The sequence below is a fragment of the Haloarcula sp. NS06 genome, assembly GCF_051122755.1.
Lineage (GTDB): Archaea > Halobacteriota > Halobacteria > Halobacteriales > Haloarculaceae > Haloarcula.
The window spans coordinates 184,656-207,479 of the sequence record NZ_CP184842.1 but is presented as its reverse complement, the minus strand read 5'-3'; the positions used below and the strand labels follow the sequence as shown (position 1 = coordinate 207,479).

Below are 22,824 nucleotides of genomic sequence, written 5' to 3'. Positions count from 1 at the left end.
CGCTCTGCTACTCTACACCGTTGCCGCCACGTGCTGATACTCGGCTTGCGACGGCGTCGGCTGCAACGTCAACCCGGCCAGCGCTAACTCACGTAGCACCTCCGGCGGCACACCCTCAGCATCCCGCAACACAGCATCCAACGTCCATGCACCGTACTGGCTCGCACTCGGCGCAAGCACATTAACCGATTCCGTCGCTACTTCGTCTCGAATGGCCCGAGCGGCTCGACGAACACCGCCGCCGTTCCTCCACGGTACAGCTCACGCCTCAACACCTCGCACGAGATCGCCGACGAGCGAGCCGCCGACATGTGGCCCAACGTCTCAGCCGCGCTCCGAGCGCGTGTACTCACACCACTCTCCAAGCGTCTCGAAGGGCGTCTCGGCCAGCACATCCTTCTCGGCGTCACCATCGGCCGCGATAGCAGCCACGGTGAACTTGTAGCTGTCCCAGTAGTGGGCAGCACCCTCGCCGTCGACGCCCAGAAAGAGTGGTCGGCCTTGGGTGAGTAATTCGCGTGCGGTACGGTCAGTACAGGGTAACCACACATTATTCAACACGTTGATCAAATCGATATCTGTCAAGAAAGATATGACCGATACAGAGGGTAAAGTCAGCACAGGTCTCGGCGTGGCGGATCGACCGCCGGTCTCGGACGATGGGGGCGGAGGCCGTACGTCTTCATTGAGGTTCATGATGTTGTCGGGACCACTCCCATAATCAAGCATGTGCCTCACTTGCTTGTCCTCCGTCCGTTGGTAGAGCAACCGATCGTCATCTAGGATATCCCCTGCGCAGAGTTTCTGGTCTGATTAACGAGGTGCCCCTCGAAATCCACATATTCCCCCCCAAATTCTGTGACTGTTCATCGTTACTATGCCATGTTACATCAGTGTGCTCGGGCCTCCTCAATAGCAATCTCAATCAACTAGTTATTGCTATTATCAAATAACTCCAGTAGCCATATTTATACAATATCTCATCGTAATCCTTGCTAAGTCATGCACAAATATACCCGCCGGCAAGTGCTTTCAACGGGCACTCTCAGCGGTTTCGGGCTGCTCACTGGATGTATGTCAAGTGATGATAATACCTCTTCAGCTACGGAGACAGTTACGCCTAAAACAGTTTCTGGAGGCTCACTCGTTGAAATTGGAAATCTTGAGATATGGCCTCAACGAGTGTATCCGGTTAGAGAGATCGTTGATCCTGAGGTATCTGATCATGTCTACAAGGCCCCGCAGGATACACAATGGATTCTATTTACAATTCGTTTTAAGCACTTAGGAGAAAAAGAATCAGAGGTTCAAATTCCGCGGCGGACTAAGTTTGGTTTCATAGTAGGTGGGAATTCGTATCCTGCTAAGCTTACTATTCAGGAAGATATAGAGGAAGAGAATTTTCACCCTTGGAATACAGAGCCTGGAGAATCGATTGAGTCATTTCGTTCAACTGAAGAATCACTCCACCATCCCGCAAATACAGAGAAACGTTTCGGGATTATACCCATCCCACGAAAGCACCACTATACAGAAGAGGGTGTCATAAAACGACTACCACACCAAAGAGCAGGGTCTATGCTGAGGTGGTATGAGCTCAGCGACCCTGCAAGATGATCCTTCGGTAGAGTCGTTCTTCAATGTCGCGGAAACCGAGACGTTAGCGTTGTTTGAGCATTTCTCCTTCGAGTTTCTCGCAGAGTTCGACGTGTTCGCCCCGGCGGAGACGGGGCGAACACGAGAGCACGAGCCACCAGAGCTGATGCGTGGGTTCCTCCATTGCTACTACCACGACACCTACGGCATTCGTCCAATTGAACGAGAGCTACAGAACACGTTCGTCTGGCTTGGCTGTGGTTTCGATCGACCGCCGTCGAGAGACGCGGTCGATCGCTTCCTTACCGACCTCGAACACGTCGTTGACGAAGTGTTCGATAGACTCGTCGAGCAGGCCGCCCGCCGCGGCCTGCTCGACTTGACGTACTCAATTGATTCAACGGACGTGAGAGCGATGCCCGCCGATTCAGACGCGTCGAAATGCTACGATCCCACAGCTGAAGAGTACTACTACGGCTACGGCTGTACGATCGTTTCGACCGGACAAAAGATACCGATCGCAGCGGAGTTTACCGAAAGCAAACAAGCGCCAGAAGAGACGGCGATGCGCGTCACGCGTGACGCGCTCGCCGTCGCCAAGCCGGTGTGGATGCTTGGAGACAGCGCCTACGACACGCTCGACTGGCACGACCACCTGCTGGTCGCAGGGGTCGTGCCAGTCGTTCCGTACAACCCACGAAACACTGACGACCCGAAAGACATCAAGTACAGGGTCGAAGACCGCATCGACGAACACAGTGAGGACGTTCAGCTCAAGCAATCCATCTTGGACGAGACGTACAACCGCCGCACAGGAGTTGAGCGAACCAATGAATCAGTGAAGGACTGCGGCCTCGGGCGAACGCACGCCCGAGGCCGCGTCCACGCACGAGCGCAGGTTTTCCTCGCTCTGTGCCTTCGCCTCGTCGTCGCTATCACCAACTATGAACGAGGAGACAATCCGGGAAGTACTGTGATCACAGTGTGAGAACTCTTCTATGACACCCTCATCCCACGAAAGCACCACTATACAGAAGGTAAACTAGGGTACTCCCCTGATATTGATAACACGTATGAGATCAAGTGGGGCAGTCTAAAACAGATTTATGAAAAAATACCATAGGTTATCCTTGATGATTCGTGGGTGCATAGCTACAATGCGTGTCTAAGCAGGTAGGTTTCTCAAAATCTGAGGTGTGCAAAAATTCTCATTTCTTTGATATCGTGTCATTACTAAGTTAACATGATCAAAAACAGATTAAATAGTGATGAAATTAGCATAAAGCATTAATTACCACTCACAATAATTACTACACATGACGAATAAGAGGCGCCGTCGGATTATTAAAGGATTAGGGATTGGTCTTTTTTCAGGACTGAGCGGTTGCTCCAGTACGAACTCAGAGCCTGATAATCCAACCAAAACAAATTCTAATCAAAACACTCCCCAAAGTACCACTAGCTCACAGGCAACTAGTACCCCCTCCCGTTCAAAGCCAAAATTAGCTGGATACGGGTTTGCAGAATACGGGATTACAGGAGATGTATATGTTGAAGAGGGAAATCCCGAATTTTTACAGATGGACCTCACGAATAAATCCGGTCGAACTTATCCGGCAGTTCATATCGAGTTCCGAGATAAAGAGACATGGCGAACCCAGTATGGACCAGGAGAACATACGAATGTCTTCTTAGATGTAGGGGAACCCCTTGAACCCGGAGGACGGTCCCCAATTGAAAAATTCACAATTTACCCACAGTTGTGGCCAGAAACACTCCCTGATACAACACCGTATGATCCGAGGGAGGTGCCCAGCGATCTCATTAACGAGCAGAAACAAATTCTCCACGGAGAAATAGTATCTGATGAGATCCATATCCCTCTTCCGGATACGATTGATGCCTCGTCAGTGAGCCATGGATTTATTCAGTCAATTCCTACGCCAACTGAAAAGATACGATTTGAGATCGGGAGCGACTCGGACCTCGCTGTTGACTCTGACGCCGGAATTCGAATACCTAGTGAAATACTCCCGTCAGCATATCACGGTGGGAATCCATACCGTATGGAACTTACTGGAGTAACCCAAGAACTTTTCCGACTCGTCACCCTCCCAGTTCCTGAATTCTCGATATCGAACTTCACTGCTAACGGAGAAGTTGACTCGGAACAATTAGTATGGGAAGATCTATCGTATGATCTAACAATCGGTGATGCACTTGTCGATGAATTCACCCTAAAAACGGCTGTTGACGGAGTTCCTGGTGGATTCGAAGAGACATCAGTTCAACCGGGCACGACGAATAGTATTAGCCTTACAGCAAGCACAGATCGGTCACTTGGTCTCCCCGTAGAGACAGAACAAATTTCTATCCTATCGATGACGCCCTACCCCGTTGCTGAAGCAACAACGGACATCTCTATTTCTGAGTAATAGCCTAATTTATCCGATCATTGGATCATATGCCATTTAAAACCTGAATCAAGTCTATGATATATAATGCCACGGGTCATTCGTCTTTAGCTAAGAGAAGAACCGCATGACAGCAGCGGCTTATCGAGGCTTCTTTGCGAGAGGAATGAGGAGGCGGCGTCTGTGTACAACGATGCCTCCTCACCTCGAATTATGCGTCGGCTCACTACACTGTTTCCCTCCGAGTTCCTCGAAGAGCACGCCGAGGAACTCGGCGTGGTCGAACGAGAGGGGCAAGCTTCAGATTCCCGTCCTCGTGTGGGCGCTCGTGTTCGGCTTCGCCGCAGGCGAGAGCCGAACGCTCGCCGGCTTCAGACGCAGCTACAACTCCACGGCTGACGAGCCGATCTCTCCCGGTGGCTTCTATCACCGGTTGACGCCGACGCTGGCGGAGTACCTCCGCGACCTCGTCGAGACCGCGCTCGACGAGGTCGCTGTTCCCGACGCTGTTGACGCTGATATCGACCGATTCAGGGACGTGATGATCGCTGATGGAACGGTGTTGCGGTTGCACGAGTTCCTCTCTGAGGAGTTCCAGGCTCGTCATGAGGAGCAGGCTGGAGCGAAGCTCCACCTGCTCCACAATGCCACCGATGAGACGATTGAACGGATCGACGTGACGGACGAGAAAACGCACGACAGCACGTTGTTCAAGACGGGTTCGTGGCTGCACGGACGGCTGGTTTTGCTCGATCTGGCGTACTTCAAGTACCGCCGCTTCGCGTTAATCGACGAGAACGACGGCTATTTCGTGAGTCGGCTGAAAGAGAACGCGAACCCGGTGATAACGGGAGAATTACGGGAATGGCGCGGCCGCGCCATTCCCTTGGAGGGCAAGCAGATCCACGATGTAGTCGATGATCTCTCGCGGACGTACATCGACGTAGAGGTCGAAGCGGAGTTCAAGCGAGGTCAGTACGAGGGAACTCGGTCGCTGGACACGAAGCGGTTCCGCGTCGTCGGCGTCCGCGACGAGGACGCCGACGACTACCATCTCTACATTACGAATCTGCCGCGAGACGAGTTTCTCCCGGCCGATTTAGCAACGCTGTATCGGTGTCGATGGGAGATAGAAACACTGTTTCGTGAACTGAAGACGCAGTACGAATTGGACGAGTTCGACACAAGCGACCCGGATGTCGTAAAAATTCTGCTGTATGCGGCGTTGCTGTCACTACTGGTGAGTCGTGATCTGTTGGATCTGGTCACCGAGCAGGCCGACGACGAGATCGTGTTTCCGCCGGAACGCTGGGCGGCGACCTTCCGGTCGCACGCCCAGCTCATCCTCCACGAACTCGGTGAGTACCTCGGCTACTCGCCACCGCCGTTGCTGGAGCGGCTGATTGAAGACGCTCAGAAAATCCACCAGCAACGACCGATACTCCAAGAGACACTCGCTACCGCTACGCAACCGAGGTGTGAGTCTTAGCTAAAGACGAATGTGCCACGGGTTTGTTCTCACGCTTATTGAGCAACTGTTACAGAAAAATACCCGAGCAATAGATGGCTGTCAGGAAGTGGAGTTAGGATAGATAACCACAATTATGAGTCCTATACACCCTTTGTTAGCGCTCTATTCAACCTACACTGTCGCTGCCACGTGCTGATACTCGGCTTGTGACGGCGTCGGCTGTAACGTCAACCCGGCCAACGCTAACTCCCTGAGCACTTCCGGCGGCACACCCTCAGCATCCCGAAGCACGGCATCAAGCGTCCATTCACCGTACTGACTCGCGCTCGGCGCGAGCACGTCCACGGACTCAGTAGCCACTTCCTCACGAATCGCCCGTGCAGCACGCCGAACACGCTTCCGCTCTTCGACGGTGCAGCTCACGCCTCAACACCTCGCACGAGATCACCAACAAGCGACCCACCGACGTGCGGCCCAACGTCCCAGCCGCGCCCCGAGCGCGTGTATTCACACCAGTCGGAAAGCGTCTCCAAGGGCGTCTCGGCTAATACAACGTGCTCGGCATCCCCATCAGCCGCCACAACAGCCACGGCGAACTCGTAGCTGTCCCAGTAGTGAGCGGCACCCTCGCCGTCGACGCCAAGGAAAAGCGGTCGGCCCTGGGTGAGTAGTTCGCGTGCGGTACGTTCTTGTGGATTGGATTGCGTAGTTGCCATTGGTTCTCTCCTGGAACCACGCGCCTCGGTGTTCCTACCACCGGGGCGATTTCGTGAGAAATCGACCAGCGGCGCGTATGTTCCTACTTGTACTGTTGGGCTAGACAAACAAAAAACTATTGCCCTAGAAAAACAACTATCGAATGAGACAAGATGTCTGCCCGAGGCCCAGAGCGGAAAGTCAGTGATAAAGAACTACTAGAATGCTTTGAAGATGTAGAGAAACCGTTTGTAACTACTTCAGACATTGCCACGCGGGTTGGACTATCTAAAACTCGAATCCGACAGCGTTTGCAATCAATGGGCCCTGAAGTTCGAATAGAACGTCATAAAGTAGGAAATGCAGTTGTCTACTGGTTGCCTGACGAGAACTCTGGATCTAACTGAGCTCGCCCGTCATCCGTTATCCAATATACCCGGGCACGCCCCACACGTTCTGATTCGACCCACCCGTTTTCCTCCATATCTTTTAGCTTATTGCTGACTGCCGTATTACTAATCTCCAGCCGTTCAGCGAGATCTTTAGGTGCCTGAACCGGTGGATAAGCTAGCCTAATTTCTTTCAAAACGTCGATTTTGGTGACCGTTGGGTCTGGTCCGGGCTTAGACACTTTGAGAGCATTTTGGTCGGTTCGGACATAGTAATGTCTCTCTACAAGTGTTCTTCCAGAGCAAGTATTATGGGTGTCGGGTGTAACATCACGAAATAAGCGACGCCTACTCTCGCACACAGCGTCGCACTGAACCCATGACCACCGGCAAGCCCACCCACGAAGAGTCGCATCGCTCGCCACCGACCAGCACTTCCGGTCATTCGGAAACCACCAGACGGCGGGACATCCGCTCACTTCCGGTCATCTTCCGGTCATCGCCTGAACGTGCCACGAACACGCCACAGCGGGCCAGAGACGAAAATCGGACGCCAAAAAGCCACTTCCGGTCACGCGCGCCCCAGACTCTTACCAAGTCACGTCCCAGTCTCGTCCAGATGCATACCACCGGAGGCGACCGATGACGACCTACGACGAACTGACGGGCTTCCAGCGCGACATCCTGGAGGCCATCGCCGCCGTCGACGATGATCCGTATGGCCTCGCGCTCAAGGACTATCTCGACGAGCGCTACGCCGATCCGATCAACCACAGCCGCCTCTACCAGAATCTCGACCAGGACCTCATCAACCGGGACGAACTCGACGCCCGCACCAACGTGTATACGTTGACTGACACTGGCAGACACAAGCTCCAGCACCACGCGGAAACACTCGCAGGCCTGTGTGATCTGCCCCGACCCGTCGCCGATGGGGGGTGGACAGTAATGACAACGCACAGTAGCCGCTCGAATATCAAACAAGTTGGCCGTGGTGAATCGCCAGACGTAGCTTGATTTCACGGTTTCAGAGACTGCTTGATGTTGTGAACCGCACACATCAGGACGAGTTCACGAAATTCACCGTACCAAGTTCGCGCACGCACGGCGTCGCCGAGCGTGCGCTTGATCGTCGAGAAAACGGTCTCACACATTGCTCGTTGACGGTATCGAGGCCCATCGATCCGCGCGTTATGCGCGTGATCGATGGGCCGGAACTCACGATGTTTAATTAGTGGTCTCACGCCTTCTTCGCGGAGTTTCTCGCGTAAATCCATCCAATCGTAGCCTTTGTCGGCAGCGAGGCTGGCGAGGTCGCCCGCGTTGCGGCGGGCGACCTGCCAGCCGAGCTGTGTGTCGTGGCGTTTCTCGGTCGTACAGTGAACATCCAGAATAGCCCGGCTTTCTGTGTCGACGAGAGCAGTTGCTTTGAGCGTTTGAACACGGTAATTCGTCCGGCGACAGTAGTGCTTGCTAGCGTTTTCTCGGTCGAAAAACGTCGCGTCGATAGCGGCATGGCCGCTTGGGTCGTGCAGCTGCGCCGAGAGGCGCAGCAGCACTCGCCAGAGTGCTGTCTTGATTCTGTCAAACCACTTGACCAGTGTCGAGTGGTCGGGGAGATCGGCCGCGTCGAGGCCAATCTCCCCGAGTATTTGTGGCATCTCGCTCAGCAAATCAAGTGCTTCTCGGTAGGATTTTTCCAGGTAAACCCGTAGACAGTGTAGCGACACCACCGCATACTCGGCGAAGCCGCCACCCCCTTCGGGGGCGGCGACTTCGCCTCGCTCACCAACAGCATTTTTAGCTAACTGAACGACTTTGCTTGTGAAGCGGGAAATTTTCGACATGGACATCGACGGTTTCCCGCTTCATCTTCCTAGTTCTGACGGTCGAAACCGACGCTGTCCCGCGATTCACCAGAGCCGGATCAAGACACCGAGCGCCCGATGTAACAGCATCAGGATAGTCGCAATAGTCGACAGGAGCGAGACCAGCAAAGAAGAGGGATGTTTCACGGGCGACAGGCCTGTGATCGGAACGGTCACCAGCATCGATTATGGTGCGTCGTCAGCGGTGGCTGTATCTGGCTGGGTTGGCATGGATATGTTGATCGAAGGCGAACCGCGGCTTTCGATGAATGGGGAACTGAGCTAGTCTGCCTCGCCCCGATTCGGGAGGAAATCCCCAGAGATGCTCAGACCATGACTGTTCAGATGTGATGATCGAAATATCAATCTTGACTACTCCCGAATCCCCGTCACCCTCATTTTGTCGTCAGCTAGAGATGTTTATTTATTGCCATATAATGATGTACGGGAAATAAATATGAGGTATTAGTGTTTATGTTCTAACTATATGGCTTCATCAGATAATGTGGAGCTATCTCGACGGGAGCTACTTTCACTTGTAGCCGCTGGCGGTGCCACAGCAGTCGCGGGATGTAACCATGACTCGAACCGAACCGCCGGCATTCCGAGAGATCCAACATCAACGTGGACGGCTCGCAGGGATATCGCTACAAGGGGATTAGTGAATCATCTCTCGGTAGGTGATACGGGTCCTACTGCGCCCTATTCAGTACAAATAAGTAAGACATTAAAATATATCGGGACAAGTTGGGCACCTAATGGAAATCCTCTTACTGAGAGACTGATAGAGCAGAATTACGATGAGCCATCAGATGACTTTCTGAGCAAGACTCGGTATGAGGGGGCATGGAAACATACGTTTGCACTATCATCTGTCGGCACCCAACTTATAGGACCCAAACAAACCAGACTCAACTCAAAATTCAATTGGAGAGTACCAAGTCCGAATCTGGAAATGCCGAAACTGGCTGATAGATTTTATATAACCTCGAGACAGTACAGAACGACCGAAAATCCGAACGTTCCAAACCGATCTGTCTGGTGGTATCCGAATTCGTTAGATCCACCTACTGAGGCGACCGCTATTTCAATCAGAAGGACTCCGAGTCAATTCTGGTTCTATGACCATAATCAGTTCCGGAACACGCTGAAGGGAGCCAGTCAGTCCACTCTGAATGGAATTGTCGGTAGGCGTCCAACGAATACAGATGATATATCCGGGATATCTAAAGAGAATGTGAATCGATTGCGGAGAAGGCTTGAAAACGATGAAAAGATAGCCTCTCTCGGAACAACCGGCCTTAGTGTTGGATTGACTATAGCCGGTATGACGGAACTGGCGTATCTCGGGGCTATTGGAGCTAATCCTCTGGTAGGTCTTGGTCCATTCGTCTTTAGCTAACACGCACTCTCCTGTTGCGTGGCAGTAGCGAGCCTCTCTTGGAGAATCGGTCGTTCTTGATGGATTTTCTGTGCGTCTTCAGTCATTCGTTCTAACAGTGGCGGTGGCGAGTAGCCGAGATGCTGGCTGAGATCGTGGAGGATGAGCTGGGCGTGCGACCGGAAGGTCGCCGCCCAGCGTTCTGGCGGGAAGACGGCGTCATCTTCGGCGTATTCGGTGACCAGGTCAAGCAGCGTCCGGCTGGCGATCAACGTCAACAGTGCCGCATACACCAGAATATTGACGATGTGCTTCTTCGTCGTATCGAACTCATCGAGTTCGTACCGTGTCTTCAGCTCACGAAAGAGCAACTCAACTTCCCAGCGACAGCGGTAGATCGTTGCAAGATCACACGGGAGAAACTTGCTTCGCGGCAGATTCGTGATGTACAGATGATAGTCGTCGGCGTCCTCGTCGCGGACGCCGACGACGCGGAACCGCTTGGTGTCCCACGACCGCGTGCCTTCGTACGGGCCACGCTGAAACTCAACTTCCACCTCAACATCGATGTATTGGCGGTGCAGTTCATCCGCTACGTTCTGGATCTGCTTACCCTCCAGCGGAATGGCGCGACCGCGCCATTCCCGTAATTCATCCGTTATCACCGGGTTTGCACGGTCTTTCAGCCGGCTCACGAAGTAGCCGCCGTTCTCGTCAATCAGCGCAAAGCGGCGGTACTTGAAGTACGTCGATCGAGTATCGCCAACCGTCCTTCCAGCCACGGTCCTGTGTCGAACCCGGTGCTGTCGTGCGCTTTCTCGTCGGTAATGCTGAACTGATCGATTGTCTGGTCGGTGACGTTGTGGAGCAGGTGGAGCCGCGCTCCACCCTGCTCCCCTTTGCGGGGTTGAAACTCGTCGGAAAGGAACTCATGAAGCCGTAGAATCGTCCCATCAGCAACCACAATGTCCCTGAATCGGTCGAATTCGTCACTGACCGTATGGGGGACAGCGACCTCGTCGATGCGTCGCTCGACGAGGTCGCAGAGGAACTCTGCCAATAGCGGTGTCAACCGCTGATAGAAGCCACCTGCCGTGAGGGTCTTGTCGGCAGTGCTGTTGTAGCTGCGTCGGAAGGCAGCGAGTGTTCGGCTCTCGCCTGCGGCGAAGCCGAACACGAATGCCCAGACGAGAGCCGGGACTTGGAGCTTGCTGTCCCGTTCGACCACGCCGAGTTCCTCGGCGTGCTCTTCGAGCATCGTCGATGGAAAGAGCATAGTGAGACGACTCACAATTCGGGATGAGGAGGGGTCGTTGTGCACAGGCGTCACCTCCTCATTCCTCTCGAAAAATAGCCTCGATAAGCCGCTGCTGTCATCTGATTCTCAGATTAGCTAAAGACGAATGGGTCTTGGTCTTACTGCAGCTGGGTTGATAATAACAAATACAGGTATAATCGGTCCGAATACCACCGATCCGCCGCACCGATTTAATACGGAATACGCAAAATCGTATCCCGAAACCGGTCACGCACTTGGGCATCACGTTATGTTCGATGTGTATGTGACGCCCGAGATGGGAGGGGCATTCACCGTTTGGTCGCAAACTGACTCCGGTCTCACGGAGAATTTAGACGTAAATCTACCATATGGTAAGAACGGTCTGGCGCTGTGGAAGATCCGTTTGAATAGTTATCCACATAGAGACGAACTATCTGAGGAAGAACTACCACTCGCTGATAACAAGAAAATAGAATCCGGTGAGAATTATCCTGCATATATTTTTGAGGCTACACATAGGGGTAAGAGGAGGGTTGAAAATCAGCCTCCAGACCGCTTCCAAACTCAAAAGAAGCCCATCTTGGGAATTCTTGAACCTACGCCCAAACCGGCCATCGCAGGGCCGCTTGAAACAGATTCTTTATCAAATAATACATATAGTGCTGATAAAACGATACTATCCAGTTCGCATATCGCAGAGTTCGAATGGAGCAAATACAGAATCGTAGATGGGACCTGGACTGATTATCTTCTAGAATTGTTTTTCAATTTGATATTTGGTGAAGGGATACCATCTTTAGCCGGTTTTCTAGATAAAGAGACGCAGCGTGAGGATCCGGTTTATACGAGTAAGTTCCCACAGGTAGATTACAACGATACTGGCCGATATCTACTCGAACTGATCGTAACGGATCAGAATAGAAGAGACGCAGAACAGGACAGTGACATCTTTGGCATGGCGAAGACTGCTGAACTCATCACGGTTGGCGGTGAAACCCCGAATCCACAAATCACCGTCGTCGGAGCCGACGACTCAGAGACTCCTACTGAAACCCCGACCAGTACAGCTACCCCAACTGATACACCAAGCGACACCGACCAACCGGAAGACAATCTGGACGCAATCACCAGGCAGGGAATCGCACGACCAATTGAACCCCCTGGCGATACCGAAGGGTTCACCCTAACTGGATTCCAGTCCTCGCCAGCCGACCAGATCACGAATTACGGCTGGCTCGTCCTCGGCCCACTCCCGAAATCACTGCTTGATGTGGACCTGAGTGACTTGGACTTCGAATTACTATTTCAGTTGCTGGGAAAGCTGGCAGAAGAGATGGAAAATTCGGATCGAGACTCAATCTGGGAGAGCCTCATCCAACGAGACACGGGGGAAACAATCGAAATCGACGAGGAACCGGCAGCCGACGAATTCTATCTCGCGACGCTGACGGTGACGACCGAGATCGGGGCGTGGGCGACAGCATTTACGCCGATAAAAGCCAACCAACAATCCGGTTGGCGTGCATTTGACGACTCTGCGACCCCGGGTGTGGAACTTAATCCCGATAATGCAGAGGTCCGGATATCGGTGGATGGAAGCAGCTTTCGTGCGTTCCCAACGGCGCTCTATGACCATCCTCAGCAGGATCTTCCGCTGGAAGCGACGTGGCGACAGGTCAGGTTGGAGCGGGAATTCAAAGAAAACAATGTTAGAATAGGGTTCACTACCGGGATAGAACCTCCTACCTTCCGTGGAGTGAATTCAATCTCTTATATTATTGAAGGTAAAGGTGAGGGAGAACCACAAAGATTCCGGGGTAAGAAGGCAAGCCAACCAATTAATCCGCTTGACTGGTCAGATTCACACGATTTCCGGATCACATATGACGGGTCTATTGCTGAGTTATATATTGACGGGGCTAGTGACCCTCGTGTGTCACTTGATATTGAGCAGCCACCTGACGCCTCACGTTTGCGTGGCGCAATCTCCCTTGAGGATGATCCAGACGGAAGCGGAGGGGGAACCATTACGCTCGGCGAATATATCCCTCCAGACTCGTCGTAACAGTTGTTTCAAAATTCGGGGGAATTTGTTGCACAGCTTCCGCGACCGAGGTGCCGCGAATTCGCTTACCGAAGACCCACCCAGTCATTCGCTTCGGCAGGGTTAAACGCGTCGCCCCAGTCTGGTACTCCCCTCGGGCGTACTTCCCGCGTCGCATGCAGTAGTTCTTCGCCACTCCATTCAATCTCGTCAGTGTAGCAGTTGTTTCGGAATTTACCGGGTTTTGCACGCAATTCGTTAGGGCTACGATGTCATGACTGGCGTATATTGACCCACTCTTGGGCTTCGTCTGGGTCGTACGCATCCCCCCAATCGGGCACTCCATCGGGATGGACTTCGCGAGCGGCATGGAGCAACTCTTCACCGCTCAAGTCGATGTCGTCGACGTATAGTCGCTCTTCGAGTCTGTTGTCGATGTATTGTGAAATATTTGCGAGGACAGGTAGGCCGATACTACGAGCGACTCAGAGCCATCGCCTCTAGAGCATTTTCTTTGACGTCTGTGATCCGGACAGTGGCGACGTCCCCTGTCTCGATCTCTGTTTCAGTGGGGTCGATGAACGTCACGACTCCGTCAATCTTACCGACGCCCGTTTTGCCATTATAATCCTGCTCCATATCGCTAATAACCACGTCGTGGGTGTCGCCGATTTCGAACTGCTGTCTTGGATCTTCTTGACACGCTGCAGCATGGGCATCAGCCTTCTCTATAATCTCAGAGGAGAAGACCCGTTCAATCGTCTCGAAGCGGGATTCGAGATTTTCAACGCGCGATTCGAGCGTGCTAAGGCGGTCGTCAGTCGGGTTGTGGTGAGTCATGGCTATTCCTCGCTGTTAATTTCTGAAGCGATGCGTTCGAGGTCATTAACTAACTGCTCCGTCGGGCTCAAGCACTCGTAGTGGTCCCGGCAAATCTCTCTTATCGTCGCAGTGGACAGATCGTGCTCGTCAGCGACTTTTTCAGTAGCTTTCTCGTGCTTCTTTTTTGGCCGACTCCTGCCGTCCTTCATCTTGACCTGATCGTCGTCAATTCTGCAATACGCCTGGACCACGTTGTAGAAACGATGATCCCGAACGGGAGCTGTTCTGTCCAGCGTGTCATTGATGACGTCAACGAAGTCTTCGCCGTACGTGTCGACGTACCGGCTCCGGCTCGGAAATGAAAGGTCGAGGGGCGGGTCCGGCGGTTCCGTGGAGTTTTCATTTTTTGTCATCGAAACCACACCACACTCTACGGGCGGTGTATGGAAAGTCCATTTCGGAGGTTAAGACGTGCAGACACTCTCAGCCTTTCAAACTCTCTGTACATTCTCAGCCTTCTAGACTCACTCAGACATTTGCCAGCTATTATTATCGTAGCAAAACGGATTACAGCTCTCTATTGTAATATCCATCAACAACTTGTAGACGTGGGCGCGTCTCACATTTGAACAGTGACTTGACACGCTGGCCGACGCTGTCACCCGCGTTCGGGAGAACACTCGAAACGTCGTGTCTGAATAACCACCCGAAATAGCGCCGGTGGCTATCGGCCGCCGTCCAGCCAGGGAGTGACCCGCGGGCTTCGCGCCCTTCCCGGCGGTTCACGGCTCTGGGCGAACCTTTTACTTAGATGTCTATGAAAGTGACATATCATGCGCCGGCGAACATACCTCGCCGTCTATAGTACCGCAATACTAGCTGGTTGTGGGTCCAGCACCGATGGCGGCGGGGCGACCACGCCGCCGGACACGCCGACCGAGGAGCAGACGACGTCCTTGACAGCCAACGACCAACCCTCGCCGCAGCCGACGCCCGAGCCAACAGGTGCAGAGTTCGAGCTGGTCTCGATGGACTTCCCCGACGAGGTCGCCCTCGAGGAGAACTACGTTCCGGAAATCGCAGTCCAGAACGTCGGTGATACGACCGGCACGCTCGAAGTGCCGATGTACTCCCGCGTTGCGGATTCGGACTGGCGCGAAACAGGGACCTGGGACTTTACCGATGTCGGGCCGGGCATGACCGAACGCGCGCAGGGCAACGACGAGTGGCATCACAACTACCTCTACGAGTACGAGTACTCATTGGGTGATTTCGACCAGACGGTCAGCGTCGACACCACACCGTTTCGCACCAGTGTCGGCGAGACCTATCCCGCGCCGAATGGCGTCAACGTCACGGTGACCCAGGTCCGGCTGACCGCTCGCTATGAGTACCAGGACTACGACGACGAGACCGCGGCCAAAGAAGCGCCTGACGGCAGCCAGTGGGCGCTGATTACGGTGCGGGCCGAGAACACGGCCGAGGAATCAGCCCGGCTGCCCAGCACCTACGACGTGAATCTCGTCGCCGGCCAATCACAATACGAGGAAACCTACATCGACAAGGACGAGAACCAGTACGACGGCGGCGAGGTCCAGCCCGGGATCGTCCGCGAGGGCTGGATTGCGTACGAACTGCCGGAGGATGTGTCTAGCGAAGACATAGAAGTAGTCTGGAATGGACTGCCCAACGGCGGCGAAATTACCGCCCTCTGGACCGCAGAATAGCCTACTCCTCGCCGCCGCCGGTCGCTCATGTGGGGGGTGTTTTCTGACTGGCCGATGGCGCTCGCGGGTGAACTTGCATCGTCCCTCGCCACTCCGCCTAACGCGCGCGCTTTTCGAATAAGAGTTGAGGGGTCCCTCCGGGAATAGCACCAGCGAACACCACTAGTAGCACCTGCAAGGAGCAAGCGCTGCTGCAAGCACCAGCACTGCCGGCTGGCTATAGCAGTGGGAGCACTGCTAAGAGAACGAACTACCAGCCAGTCGACTAGGCGGTACCGCCGACCAATGCTTTCCATTTCTTTACCGGGGTCGGCCAATCGACTTTTAGAACTCGACTTTTTTCACCAATCGCCGCTACGAACGTGGTATGCATGTCCCATATTGGATTGGTCGGGCCGGTATGCACGCAGCGTATCGAATGGTCGGGGCCCCTCACCGTGTCTGCATAATGACCGGGCCCAGACGCCATCTCTCTGCTCGTGGGTTCCGAAGTCGGCGAGATTCAGACGCTGAATTGAATCCAGCAACTCACGAAAACCGAACTCGATGGTGTCCCAATTGAGACCAGCGGCTCCGGGACCAGGCTCGAATAGTTCTATATCCCAGTGCTACCCCGCGTAGAATATGAGCGAAACCGAGCCAGCGGATTACTGTGGGTACGAGTGGCCGACAGACTGCGAGCGGGTGGATATCCAAACTGAGGACCCGATACACCAGTCCTGCTGTCTGCGGAAGTCTGTCAAGGATGCACAGCGCTGTGTGTGGCACGTCCAGCCAGGGGAAACAGAGCACAAGACAGTCTCCGCACTGGCTGCCCGTGTCTCGGACGAACTCGCTGCGCAGACATCAGTTTTCGATAAGCTACCCGACGGTGCGATTCTATCCGGGCTTGAAATCAAAGACAAGATCTCTCTCACGAGAAAAGTACTCCGGGGTGCCGACCTCTCGGACGCGAACCTCAAACGTGCCGACCACTCGGGCGCGTTTCTCGGACGTGCCAACCTCTCGGACGCGTCCCTCCACGATGCCGACCTCTCGGACGCGTCCCTCCACGATGCCGACCTCTCGGACGCGGACCTTCCCGGCGCGTCCCTCAAACGTGCCAACCTCTCGGACGCGTACCTCCGATCTGCCGACCTCTCGGAGGCGTCCCTCCACGATGCCGACCTCTCGGACGCGGACTTCTGGCGTGCCGACCTCTCGGAGGCGTCCCTCAAACGTGCCGACCTCTCGGACGCGGACTTCTGGCGTGCCGACCTCTCGGAGGCGTCCCTCAACAATGCCGACCTCTCGGAGGCGTCCCTCAACAATGCCGACCTCTCGGACGCGAACCTCAGCGATGCCTACCTCTCGGACGCGTCCCTCCACGATGCCGACCTCTCGGACGCGAACCTCAAACGTGCCGACCTCTCGGACGCGAACCTCAGCGATGCCGACCTCTCGGACGCGAACCTCAGCGATGCCAACCTCTCGGACGCGAACCTCAGCGATGCCAACCTCTCGGACGCGAACCTCAGCGATGCCAACCTCTCGGAGGCGTCCCTCAGCGATGCCGACCTCACCGACGCGGACCTCAAACGTGCCGACCTCTCGGACGCGTCCCTCCAATCTGCCGACCTCCCCGGCGCGGACTTCTGGCGTGCCGACCTCTCGGACGCGTACCTCAAACGTGCCGACCTCTCGGACGCGGACTTCTGGCGTGCCGACCTCTCGGAGGCGTCCCTCCACGATGCCGACCTCTCGGACGCGGACCTCTGGCGTGCCGACCTCACCGACGCGGACCTCTTCGATGCCGACCTCTCGGAGGCGTCCCTCAACAATGCCGACCTCTCGGAGGCGTCCCTCAACAATGCCGACCTCTCGGGTATCTACGGGTACCAAGCCAATATGACGGGCGTCGATGCCAGAAACGCGACAGTCGGGACAACGTCATCAGTTCCTCTCGGGAGCTCGCAGTCCTCGGGTGGATCAACGGATGATGACACCCCAACTCCCAAGTATGGTGTCTCCAGAGACGCCATCGAGCGTGGTCTCGTTACACGCCACGACGTGACACGATATTACTCCTACCCGGATTTTGAGGACGCCGTCTATGAGAATGCTGATCTCAGAGGCGCGACGTTCACGAACGCCCGCCTGTACCAGACAAATCTCACGAACGCTCGTATTAATGCCGAGACGACCTTTGACAACCAGACTGGCACCACTATCTACGAGCGGGACCAGACGCTTGACGGATGGTTTACCGAGACGACAGACACGAACGCCGAGGCCGGGGCGTGGGTTCACCGCCGACTCGAACGGCTCCAGAAAGAGAATGCACTCTCCACAGAATCCCGTGAGTCGCACGTTCGCAAACAGGAGGCCGAGCGGACCCACCACCGCCGGTTGGCTGACTGGCCGCCCCCTCTGACGGACCGAGATGCACTCACAACAGCACTCGGACATTGGGGACGATGGGGGGCCCTCACTCTTTCAGGCGGGTTGACCCGCCACGGTGAGAGTCTCCGGCGCGTTGTCGCGTGGTCTGTGGGCGTCATCGTTGGTTCGGCGCTGCTCTATCCGTGGGTTGGAGGGATTTATTCCGGGTCACGGGACCGCCTGTTCCGGTTTGTGCTTGCCGAACCGTGTTGTCCGGGCGAGGTGCTGACCACGATGGGACAGAGCCTCTATTTCAGTGTGATTACGTTCTCGACGATCGGCTACGGAGATCTCGCGCCACGCGGGTTCGGTTCGCAGATACTGGTCGGCGTTGAGTCGTTGCTGGGAGCTGTCTTAGTCGCGCTATTTATTTTCGTACTTGGCCGTCGGACCGAGCGGTAACCGTCTTGACTAAATATCGGGTTTCGCTATCGTGTGTTCGAGTTTTTGAGGCCGCCGGTGAGTCCGGATTGACTGGAGGATGTAGTCAGTACTGCTCACCCAAGGACACCACCCGAAGCCGCGACCTGGAGGCTTGCCTGCTTGAACTCGACACCGAACGATAAACAACTGCTCGGCGACGGCGTGTGTCACGGGCGACGATGTGCGCGTGGTGCTGGATTTCGACGGTGAGCAGCTAGCCGCGCTGGCTGCCGCTGTCACCCGCGCCCGGGAGAGCCCCGAGTGACCGGGTAGCTTCGACCCACTTGTCAGAAATTTCATTAGGAACCGGCTGTTTTTCTTCGGAAATAATGCTGTCACGACGCCGTCGTATCGTCTTCTTGCGATTCGTCGCAGTGCCAGATTCAGTGATAAAAACGATGATTTGGGCGTGTGGAACCGTTCGGTGTCAAAACGTGCTGGCGAACGTTCCGCTTCCCGATTGCGACGAGCCGCCCGACGCTCCCATAATCGCGTAGCGGAGACTGTCGAGACAGTGGTCCACCGCTTACGCACGTCGATAGCGTCGAGTACCTGACGCTCGCCGTCGTCGCGATTATTCAGGACTGGCTAGTTTTCTTGAGCGCTTCCTGTCTCCTGCTGGGGCTTATTGGATTGGGAGTTCTGTACTATCTTATCCGGAACGAGTTCAGAATTGTAATTATTGCAGTTTAGGGCCTGCAAAGCTGCTGGAGAAATTGAGTTGCTCTCCGACCATCTTTCCTTCCGAAATGGGTTTTTTGAAGCGCGCGGCCGTATGATACCGTTCACTCATACTAACAACCCTTTTCGAAATGAAATGGGAACAAAGAGTGTCAGTAACTCTTGGCAAGCAGAGAGTGTGGAATCTCACCGTCATTTGTCCTTCCCAAACGGGCCCTCAGGCAGCCGTGGCCATAGAAGTCTGCTTACCCAGGCCATGTACGGTGAGCAGAGTGTCACAATGATGCCGGTGAGTACACACCCAATGGCAATACCCAGATAGACACTGACCGGGAGTGCTGACTCGGAAAACAGATTGAGTGTGAACCCCACGTAGAACGAGAACACGATGGTGCCAGTGAGAAGCATACTGAACCCAAAAAGGGCGAACGCCCCTGGGCCAGTCCGAGAGTGCTTTTTCAGGAGATTCCAGAGGTCGGCATAGAATCGTCGGACAGCCATAGTGGTCTCCGTGTGGCCTGGATCGTGGACGTCGACGTCCCAGGCGTAGGTGGTCTGGCTGTCGCGACGGTCGAGCCACTCACTCATCTCGCCGGTGTGATTACTGATCGTCGTCGTTGAGCAGTCGAATCGCTCGGCGAGTTCCTGCTGGGTGTATTGCCGATCGGGGTTGGCGTACAACAGCTCGGCAATCGCGAAAAACCGGTCTCCTTTGGCATCGAATTCATCAGTGAACTCCGACGGGACTCGAGCCATACGATTCGGTTAGATAACCTGGGTAATAAAGGCCAGAACTATGGGTTGACGCTGATACAGGGACCTCTTGATGGCGCTAAACCCTCGGTAGAAGCCCTAAAACTGTCGTACCGGTTTTTATTCCCTGCCATTGTCGGCGAAGGTGTCGATGGAAGCTACCGAAGATAGTGCAGACCGCTGCACACCGATGGCGAGGGTATCGTATACTGACCAGAACCGGCAGCGCGGGCAGATTGATAGGCAATCCGTACTCGGGGCGTTCATTGCAGTCATCCTTGCCAGTCCACTGGCGACAGCAGCAGTTGATATACAGTATCATCTGTCCGCAGTAACCGGTTTCTCGTGGCTGTCAGCTACGCTTCTCGCAGGACTGATTGTTGCTGTGATGGTGGCCGCGGCGCTGGAGGAGATGTAACCATGACGGGACACAATCCGTGGGACACACTACTGTGAGTGTCTCAAAGCAAAACCTCGTCGCCGAGTCTTGACGGGCTTAGCTGCCAAGGAACCGACGGAGACAGTCCACTTCACAGAAGTCCGAACCGATGAGTCAAACACTGGGGGGGCCGATCCACGCCGAATATGTCCATCTCCACCTCCCAAAATTGGCCGACGCTGGCTACATCGTGTTGGATGATCAGACTTATGAAATTGAGTCAGGGACCTCGGTTCGCTGAGATTGAACCGTTCCTCAAATTAGTCCAGAGCCATGGAAAGCGACTGCCGGATGGCTGGGTGTAACGTCTCGATGAAGCATATTGAGGCGCTACCGAAGCTGCCGCTCGCTGATGATCTCTACCGCCTGCTCACGTTCAGGAAGCGACGTGCCACGCAGTCACTGATTCTGACTATCCTGCTGTGGTATGTCCTCCAAATCGGGACACTCTATTTCGGCTGGACAGTCAAGCAGTGGCAGTGGCTGTTCACGACGGCGTCGTTCCCAGCGCTATCGCCGGGGCTCGTCTTCGCAATCATTTCACATGGCCTCCCGCCCAACGTGGCGCATATTCTCGGAAACATTGCCTTTCTCTGGCTGTTCGCCGGCGAGAGTGAGCAGCATATGAGTGGCATTGAGGTGCTGTGGTTCTTCGTCGCGGCGGCGCTGGTGGCAGTGACGGTCAGTTCAAGCGTGACCGGACAGAGTACGTTGGGCGCTAGTGGTGGCGCACTCGCGTTCGTGGGCTTCTACGGGGCACACCTGTCTCTCGCACACCGAGAAGGGCTGAAACTGGATACGAACGACTATGGGCCTGTTCAGTACGAGGCACTGCGTGCGTATTGGCAGGGTGCGGTACTCCTGTTCCCGCTCGGCTTTGGTATGTACCTGCTCGGTCAGTCTGTTGGATTTTTTCCCACTGGAAACGCAGATGTCATCGGACACCTCGTTGGTCTCGCGTTGGGTGCTGGGTATGCGGTAGGCCGAAAGTGCGTGCGGTAAGGACACTCACGAAACTCCAGTGTATTGCACTGGTCTGCACTCTGTCTGGCAGTAGGGGCGCGGACATTAGCTCTCAGCTTCGACAGCCGACAGGCTGGGTCCTCTCAGTCCCGAACCGCTCGCGCTCTGTGTCACTGGATGGGCTGGCTCTCGTGTCCGGGCACGTCTCGCAAAGCAAATTTCAACCGAAAGGGACCCCAGAGATTTTTGTGATCGTGGTTGATTTATAATGCGTGGAAGTGACAGACAGAGTAAAAGAAGCGATTAAACAGACCCGACTTGCCAAGCAGGAAGTGGACGACGCCGACGTTTCCGAGGAGTTGGAGGACGCGATAGAAGCGCTAGAGAGGACGCGTCGGAGACACTCGCAGACGACGATTGATATAACCGTTGTAGGCGGTGGTCGACTCTACCCGCCGGCTGATGATTCGTGGAATGACCGACCCGATCGAAATTCGGTCAGTTCAGCGATCCGATCTTCGAGCTCTTCGATTTCGGTACGGAGTTCGTCAGCTTCATCGCCTTCGGTCGCCTCAAGTTGGTCTTTCAGTCCTTGCAGGCGCGTTTCTTTCTCTTGCTCGTCCACATCGGCCTTGCGAACGTACTCGCTCGGTTCGATATCGTAGACATCGGACTCAGAAAGGTCGGTCACCGCGAGTGCGTCGTCGACTTTGCTGGAATCAACCGTCGTCAACCGTTCGCGTTCGAGTGCCAGCGGACTCGAACGCGTTTAACACCAGTTCGTCGTCTTTGAGCGACCGGTTCCGACGCGTCGTCCGCTGGACGGAGCCAAACTGTCCAGAAACCGGCTGGTCGTGATGCAGTCGGTCAAGCAAGACGCTCCGAACTTCTTTCCGGAGGTCGTTTGCATTGCGCTGGACGTCCGAGAGCAGGGTGTAGATGTTCACGAGTGCGGGCGTGTCGACGGCTTCGAGCGTCGTCAGGTCGTGACGTTCGAGGGCGTCAATCAGCAGTAATGCGTCTGCATACACGTCCAGATCCGGCTCTTCGCGCTCGGTCTCATCGAGTTCCTCACTCCCACTTTGGGCTTCCACCAACGGCGACCCCGTTGACTGATCGCTTTCAGTCAATGTCCCAGCCCGGTCATCGACCTCGAAGCGTGGGTGAAGCGACAAGACAGTCGCGTACGGGTTCCGCGTCCGGCGGCAGGCGGTCAACATCGAATTCGCCACGAGCATCACTCACGCGCTCGTAGAGCGTCTCAAATTGGTCTTTCTGGAGTGGAATTGTCTCGTCGTCGTCCCGGTACTGAATTAGGACGCGATGTTCCTGCACATCCTCGATGCTGAAGACTTTGCGTGACAGCGGGGTAACGAGGGTTGCTCCAGACTGGAGTGCTTCAATATTCTCGAGTAGATTGTTCCACGTAGGCCCGAAGGTCATGACCAAGGGTACGT

The 22,824-nt window shown here is 54.9% G+C and carries 15 protein-coding genes and 6 pseudogenes; 10 read left to right on the top strand and 11 right to left on the bottom strand.

Annotated features, from left to right (window positions below):
- Nucleotides 1-12 precede the first annotated feature (12 nt).
- Together ACODNH_RS01995 and ACODNH_RS01990 are read right to left on the bottom strand one after the other, a co-directional pair.
- Nucleotides 13-265: pseudogene (locus ACODNH_RS01995) on the bottom strand (hypothetical protein).
- Nucleotides 262-558 (bottom strand): annotated as a pseudogene (locus ACODNH_RS01990) (hypothetical protein). The pseudogenes ACODNH_RS01995 and ACODNH_RS01990 overlap by 4 nt, the downstream one beginning before the upstream one ends.
- Before the next feature lie 516 nt (nucleotides 559-1,074).
- Between ACODNH_RS01990 and ACODNH_RS01985 the strand changes: the two are divergent.
- From ACODNH_RS01985 to ACODNH_RS01970, 4 genes and pseudogenes are all read left to right on the top strand, one after another.
- Entirely contained in the window at nucleotides 1,075-1,617 is a 543-nt protein-coding gene (locus ACODNH_RS01985) for a hypothetical protein (RefSeq protein ID WP_434530052.1), read from the top strand.
- Nucleotides 1,592-2,584 carry a transposase gene (locus ACODNH_RS01980; protein WP_434530051.1) on the top strand — a complete coding sequence of 331 codons (993 nt, stop codon included), beginning with the start codon at nucleotides 1,592-1,594 and terminating at the stop codon, nucleotides 2,582-2,584. Before ACODNH_RS01985 ends, ACODNH_RS01980 begins: the two co-directional genes overlap by 26 nt.
- Before the next feature lie 328 nt (nucleotides 2,585-2,912).
- Nucleotides 2,913-4,031: a hypothetical protein gene (locus tag ACODNH_RS01975; RefSeq protein WP_434530050.1), complete on the top strand. Its 1,119-nt coding sequence runs from the start codon at nucleotides 2,913-2,915 to the stop codon at nucleotides 4,029-4,031.
- 192 nt (nucleotides 4,032-4,223) lie between these two features.
- Nucleotides 4,224-5,499: pseudogene (locus ACODNH_RS01970) on the top strand (IS4 family transposase).
- Nucleotides 5,500-5,652: 153 nt separating this feature from the next.
- Here ACODNH_RS01970 and ACODNH_RS01965 read toward each other — a convergent pair.
- The 3 genes from ACODNH_RS01965 to ACODNH_RS01955 all read right to left on the bottom strand — a co-directional run bounded on the left by ACODNH_RS01965 (nucleotide 5,653) and on the right by ACODNH_RS01955 (nucleotide 6,808).
- Nucleotides 5,653-5,904: a hypothetical protein gene (locus tag ACODNH_RS01965; protein WP_434530049.1), complete on the bottom strand. Its 252-nt coding sequence runs from the start codon at nucleotides 5,902-5,904 to the stop codon at nucleotides 5,653-5,655.
- Nucleotides 5,901-6,197 (bottom strand): hypothetical protein, encoded by a 297-nt coding sequence (locus tag ACODNH_RS01960; RefSeq protein ID WP_434530048.1) that lies wholly within the window; start codon nucleotides 6,195-6,197, stop codon nucleotides 5,901-5,903. The genes ACODNH_RS01965 and ACODNH_RS01960 overlap by 4 nt, the downstream gene beginning before the upstream one ends.
- 350 nt (nucleotides 6,198-6,547) lie before the next feature.
- Nucleotides 6,548-6,808, bottom strand: a complete 261-nt coding sequence (locus ACODNH_RS01955) for an ArsR/SmtB family transcription factor (protein ID WP_424330985.1) — start codon at nucleotides 6,806-6,808, stop codon at nucleotides 6,548-6,550.
- 400 nt (nucleotides 6,809-7,208) lie between these two features.
- Between ACODNH_RS01955 and ACODNH_RS01950 the strand changes: the two are divergent.
- Nucleotides 7,209-7,502 (top strand): annotated as a pseudogene (locus tag ACODNH_RS01950) (helix-turn-helix transcriptional regulator); the annotation flags it as partial.
- An 83-nt stretch (nucleotides 7,503-7,585) separates the two neighbouring features.
- Here the strand turns inward: ACODNH_RS01950 and ACODNH_RS01945 are convergent.
- Both ACODNH_RS01945 and ACODNH_RS01940 read right to left on the bottom strand, forming a co-directional pair.
- Nucleotides 7,586-8,413 carry an IS5 family transposase gene (locus tag ACODNH_RS01945; protein WP_434530047.1) on the bottom strand — a complete coding sequence of 276 codons (828 nt, stop codon included), beginning with the start codon at nucleotides 8,411-8,413 and terminating at the stop codon, nucleotides 7,586-7,588.
- A gap of 1,419 nt (nucleotides 8,414-9,832) precedes the next feature.
- Nucleotides 9,833-11,091: pseudogene (locus ACODNH_RS01940) on the bottom strand (IS4 family transposase).
- Between the two features lie 127 nt (nucleotides 11,092-11,218).
- Here ACODNH_RS01940 and ACODNH_RS01935 point away from each other — a divergent pair.
- Complete coding sequence (locus ACODNH_RS01935) at nucleotides 11,219-13,159, top strand: hypothetical protein (protein WP_434530046.1); 1,941 nt, start codon at nucleotides 11,219-11,221, stop codon at nucleotides 13,157-13,159.
- Nucleotides 13,160-13,612: 453 nt separating this feature from the next.
- On the opposite strand, the gene ACODNH_RS01930 is transcribed toward ACODNH_RS01935, so the two are convergent.
- A complete protein-coding gene (locus tag ACODNH_RS01930; protein ID WP_434530045.1) occupies nucleotides 13,613-13,978 on the bottom strand; it encodes a TRAM domain-containing protein in 366 nt (121 codons plus the stop codon).
- 2 nt (nucleotides 13,979-13,980) lie between these two features.
- Nucleotides 13,981-14,373 (bottom strand): hypothetical protein, encoded by a 393-nt coding sequence (locus tag ACODNH_RS01925; protein ID WP_434530044.1) that lies wholly within the window; start codon nucleotides 14,371-14,373, stop codon nucleotides 13,981-13,983.
- Between the two features lie 420 nt (nucleotides 14,374-14,793).
- On the opposite strand from ACODNH_RS01925, the gene ACODNH_RS01920 reads away from it, so the two are divergent.
- Together ACODNH_RS01920 and ACODNH_RS01915 are read left to right on the top strand one after the other, a co-directional pair.
- Entirely contained in the window at nucleotides 14,794-15,687 is an 894-nt protein-coding gene (locus tag ACODNH_RS01920) for a DUF4352 domain-containing protein (protein WP_434530043.1), read from the top strand.
- Between the two features lie 624 nt (nucleotides 15,688-16,311).
- Complete coding sequence (locus ACODNH_RS01915) at nucleotides 16,312-18,510, top strand: pentapeptide repeat-containing protein (RefSeq protein ID WP_434530042.1); 2,199 nt, start codon at nucleotides 16,312-16,314, stop codon at nucleotides 18,508-18,510.
- An 894-nt stretch (nucleotides 18,511-19,404) separates the two neighbouring features.
- On the opposite strand, the gene ACODNH_RS01910 is transcribed toward ACODNH_RS01915, so the two are convergent.
- On the bottom strand, nucleotides 19,405-19,968 hold the full coding sequence (locus tag ACODNH_RS01910) for a hypothetical protein (RefSeq protein ID WP_434530041.1): 564 nt from the start codon (nucleotides 19,966-19,968) through the stop codon (nucleotides 19,405-19,407).
- A 148-nt stretch (nucleotides 19,969-20,116) separates the two neighbouring features.
- Between ACODNH_RS01910 and ACODNH_RS01905 the strand changes: the two genes are divergently transcribed.
- Together ACODNH_RS01905 and ACODNH_RS01900 are read left to right on the top strand one after the other, a co-directional pair.
- Nucleotides 20,117-20,383, top strand: coding sequence for a hypothetical protein (locus tag ACODNH_RS01905; protein ID WP_434530040.1), 267 nt, complete (start codon nucleotides 20,117-20,119; stop codon nucleotides 20,381-20,383).
- A 294-nt stretch (nucleotides 20,384-20,677) separates the two neighbouring features.
- A complete protein-coding gene (locus ACODNH_RS01900; protein WP_434530039.1) occupies nucleotides 20,678-21,406 on the top strand; it encodes a rhomboid family intramembrane serine protease in 729 nt (242 codons plus the stop codon).
- 409 nt (nucleotides 21,407-21,815) lie between these two features.
- Here the strand turns inward: ACODNH_RS01900 and ACODNH_RS01895 are convergent.
- Nucleotides 21,816-22,810 (bottom strand): annotated as a pseudogene (locus ACODNH_RS01895) (hypothetical protein).
- Between the last annotated feature and the right edge of the window lie 14 nt (nucleotides 22,811-22,824).

Bases quoted from the DNA above. Each gene is read 5' to 3' on its own strand.
- ACODNH_RS01985 (WP_434530052.1), top strand. From the start codon at position 1,075: ATGTCAAGTGATGATAATACCTCTTCAGCTACGGAGACAGTTACGCCT.
- ACODNH_RS01980 (WP_434530051.1), top strand. From the start codon at position 1,592: ATGAGCTCAGCGACCCTGCAAGATGATCCTTCGGTAGAGTCGTTCTTC.
- ACODNH_RS01975 (WP_434530050.1), top strand. From the start codon at position 2,913: ATGACGAATAAGAGGCGCCGTCGGATTATTAAAGGATTAGGGATTGGT.
- ACODNH_RS01960 (WP_434530048.1), bottom strand. From the start codon at position 6,197: ATGGCAACTACGCAATCCAATCCACAAGAACGTACCGCACGCGAACTA.
- ACODNH_RS01945 (WP_434530047.1), bottom strand. From the start codon at position 8,413: ATGTCGAAAATTTCCCGCTTCACAAGCAAAGTCGTTCAGTTAGCTAAA.
- ACODNH_RS01935 (WP_434530046.1), top strand. From the start codon at position 11,219: ATGGGTCTTGGTCTTACTGCAGCTGGGTTGATAATAACAAATACAGGT.
- ACODNH_RS01930 (WP_434530045.1), bottom strand. From the start codon at position 13,978: ATGACTCACCACAACCCGACTGACGACCGCCTTAGCACGCTCGAATCG.
- ACODNH_RS01925 (WP_434530044.1), bottom strand. From the start codon at position 14,373: ATGACAAAAAATGAAAACTCCACGGAACCGCCGGACCCGCCCCTCGAC.
- ACODNH_RS01920 (WP_434530043.1), top strand. From the start codon at position 14,794: ATGCGCCGGCGAACATACCTCGCCGTCTATAGTACCGCAATACTAGCT.
- ACODNH_RS01915 (WP_434530042.1), top strand. From the start codon at position 16,312: ATGAGCGAAACCGAGCCAGCGGATTACTGTGGGTACGAGTGGCCGACA.
- ACODNH_RS01910 (WP_434530041.1), bottom strand. From the start codon at position 19,968: ATGGCTCGAGTCCCGTCGGAGTTCACTGATGAATTCGATGCCAAAGGA.
- ACODNH_RS01905 (WP_434530040.1), top strand. From the start codon at position 20,117: ATGGAAGCTACCGAAGATAGTGCAGACCGCTGCACACCGATGGCGAGG.
- ACODNH_RS01900 (WP_434530039.1), top strand. From the start codon at position 20,678: ATGGAAAGCGACTGCCGGATGGCTGGGTGTAACGTCTCGATGAAGCAT.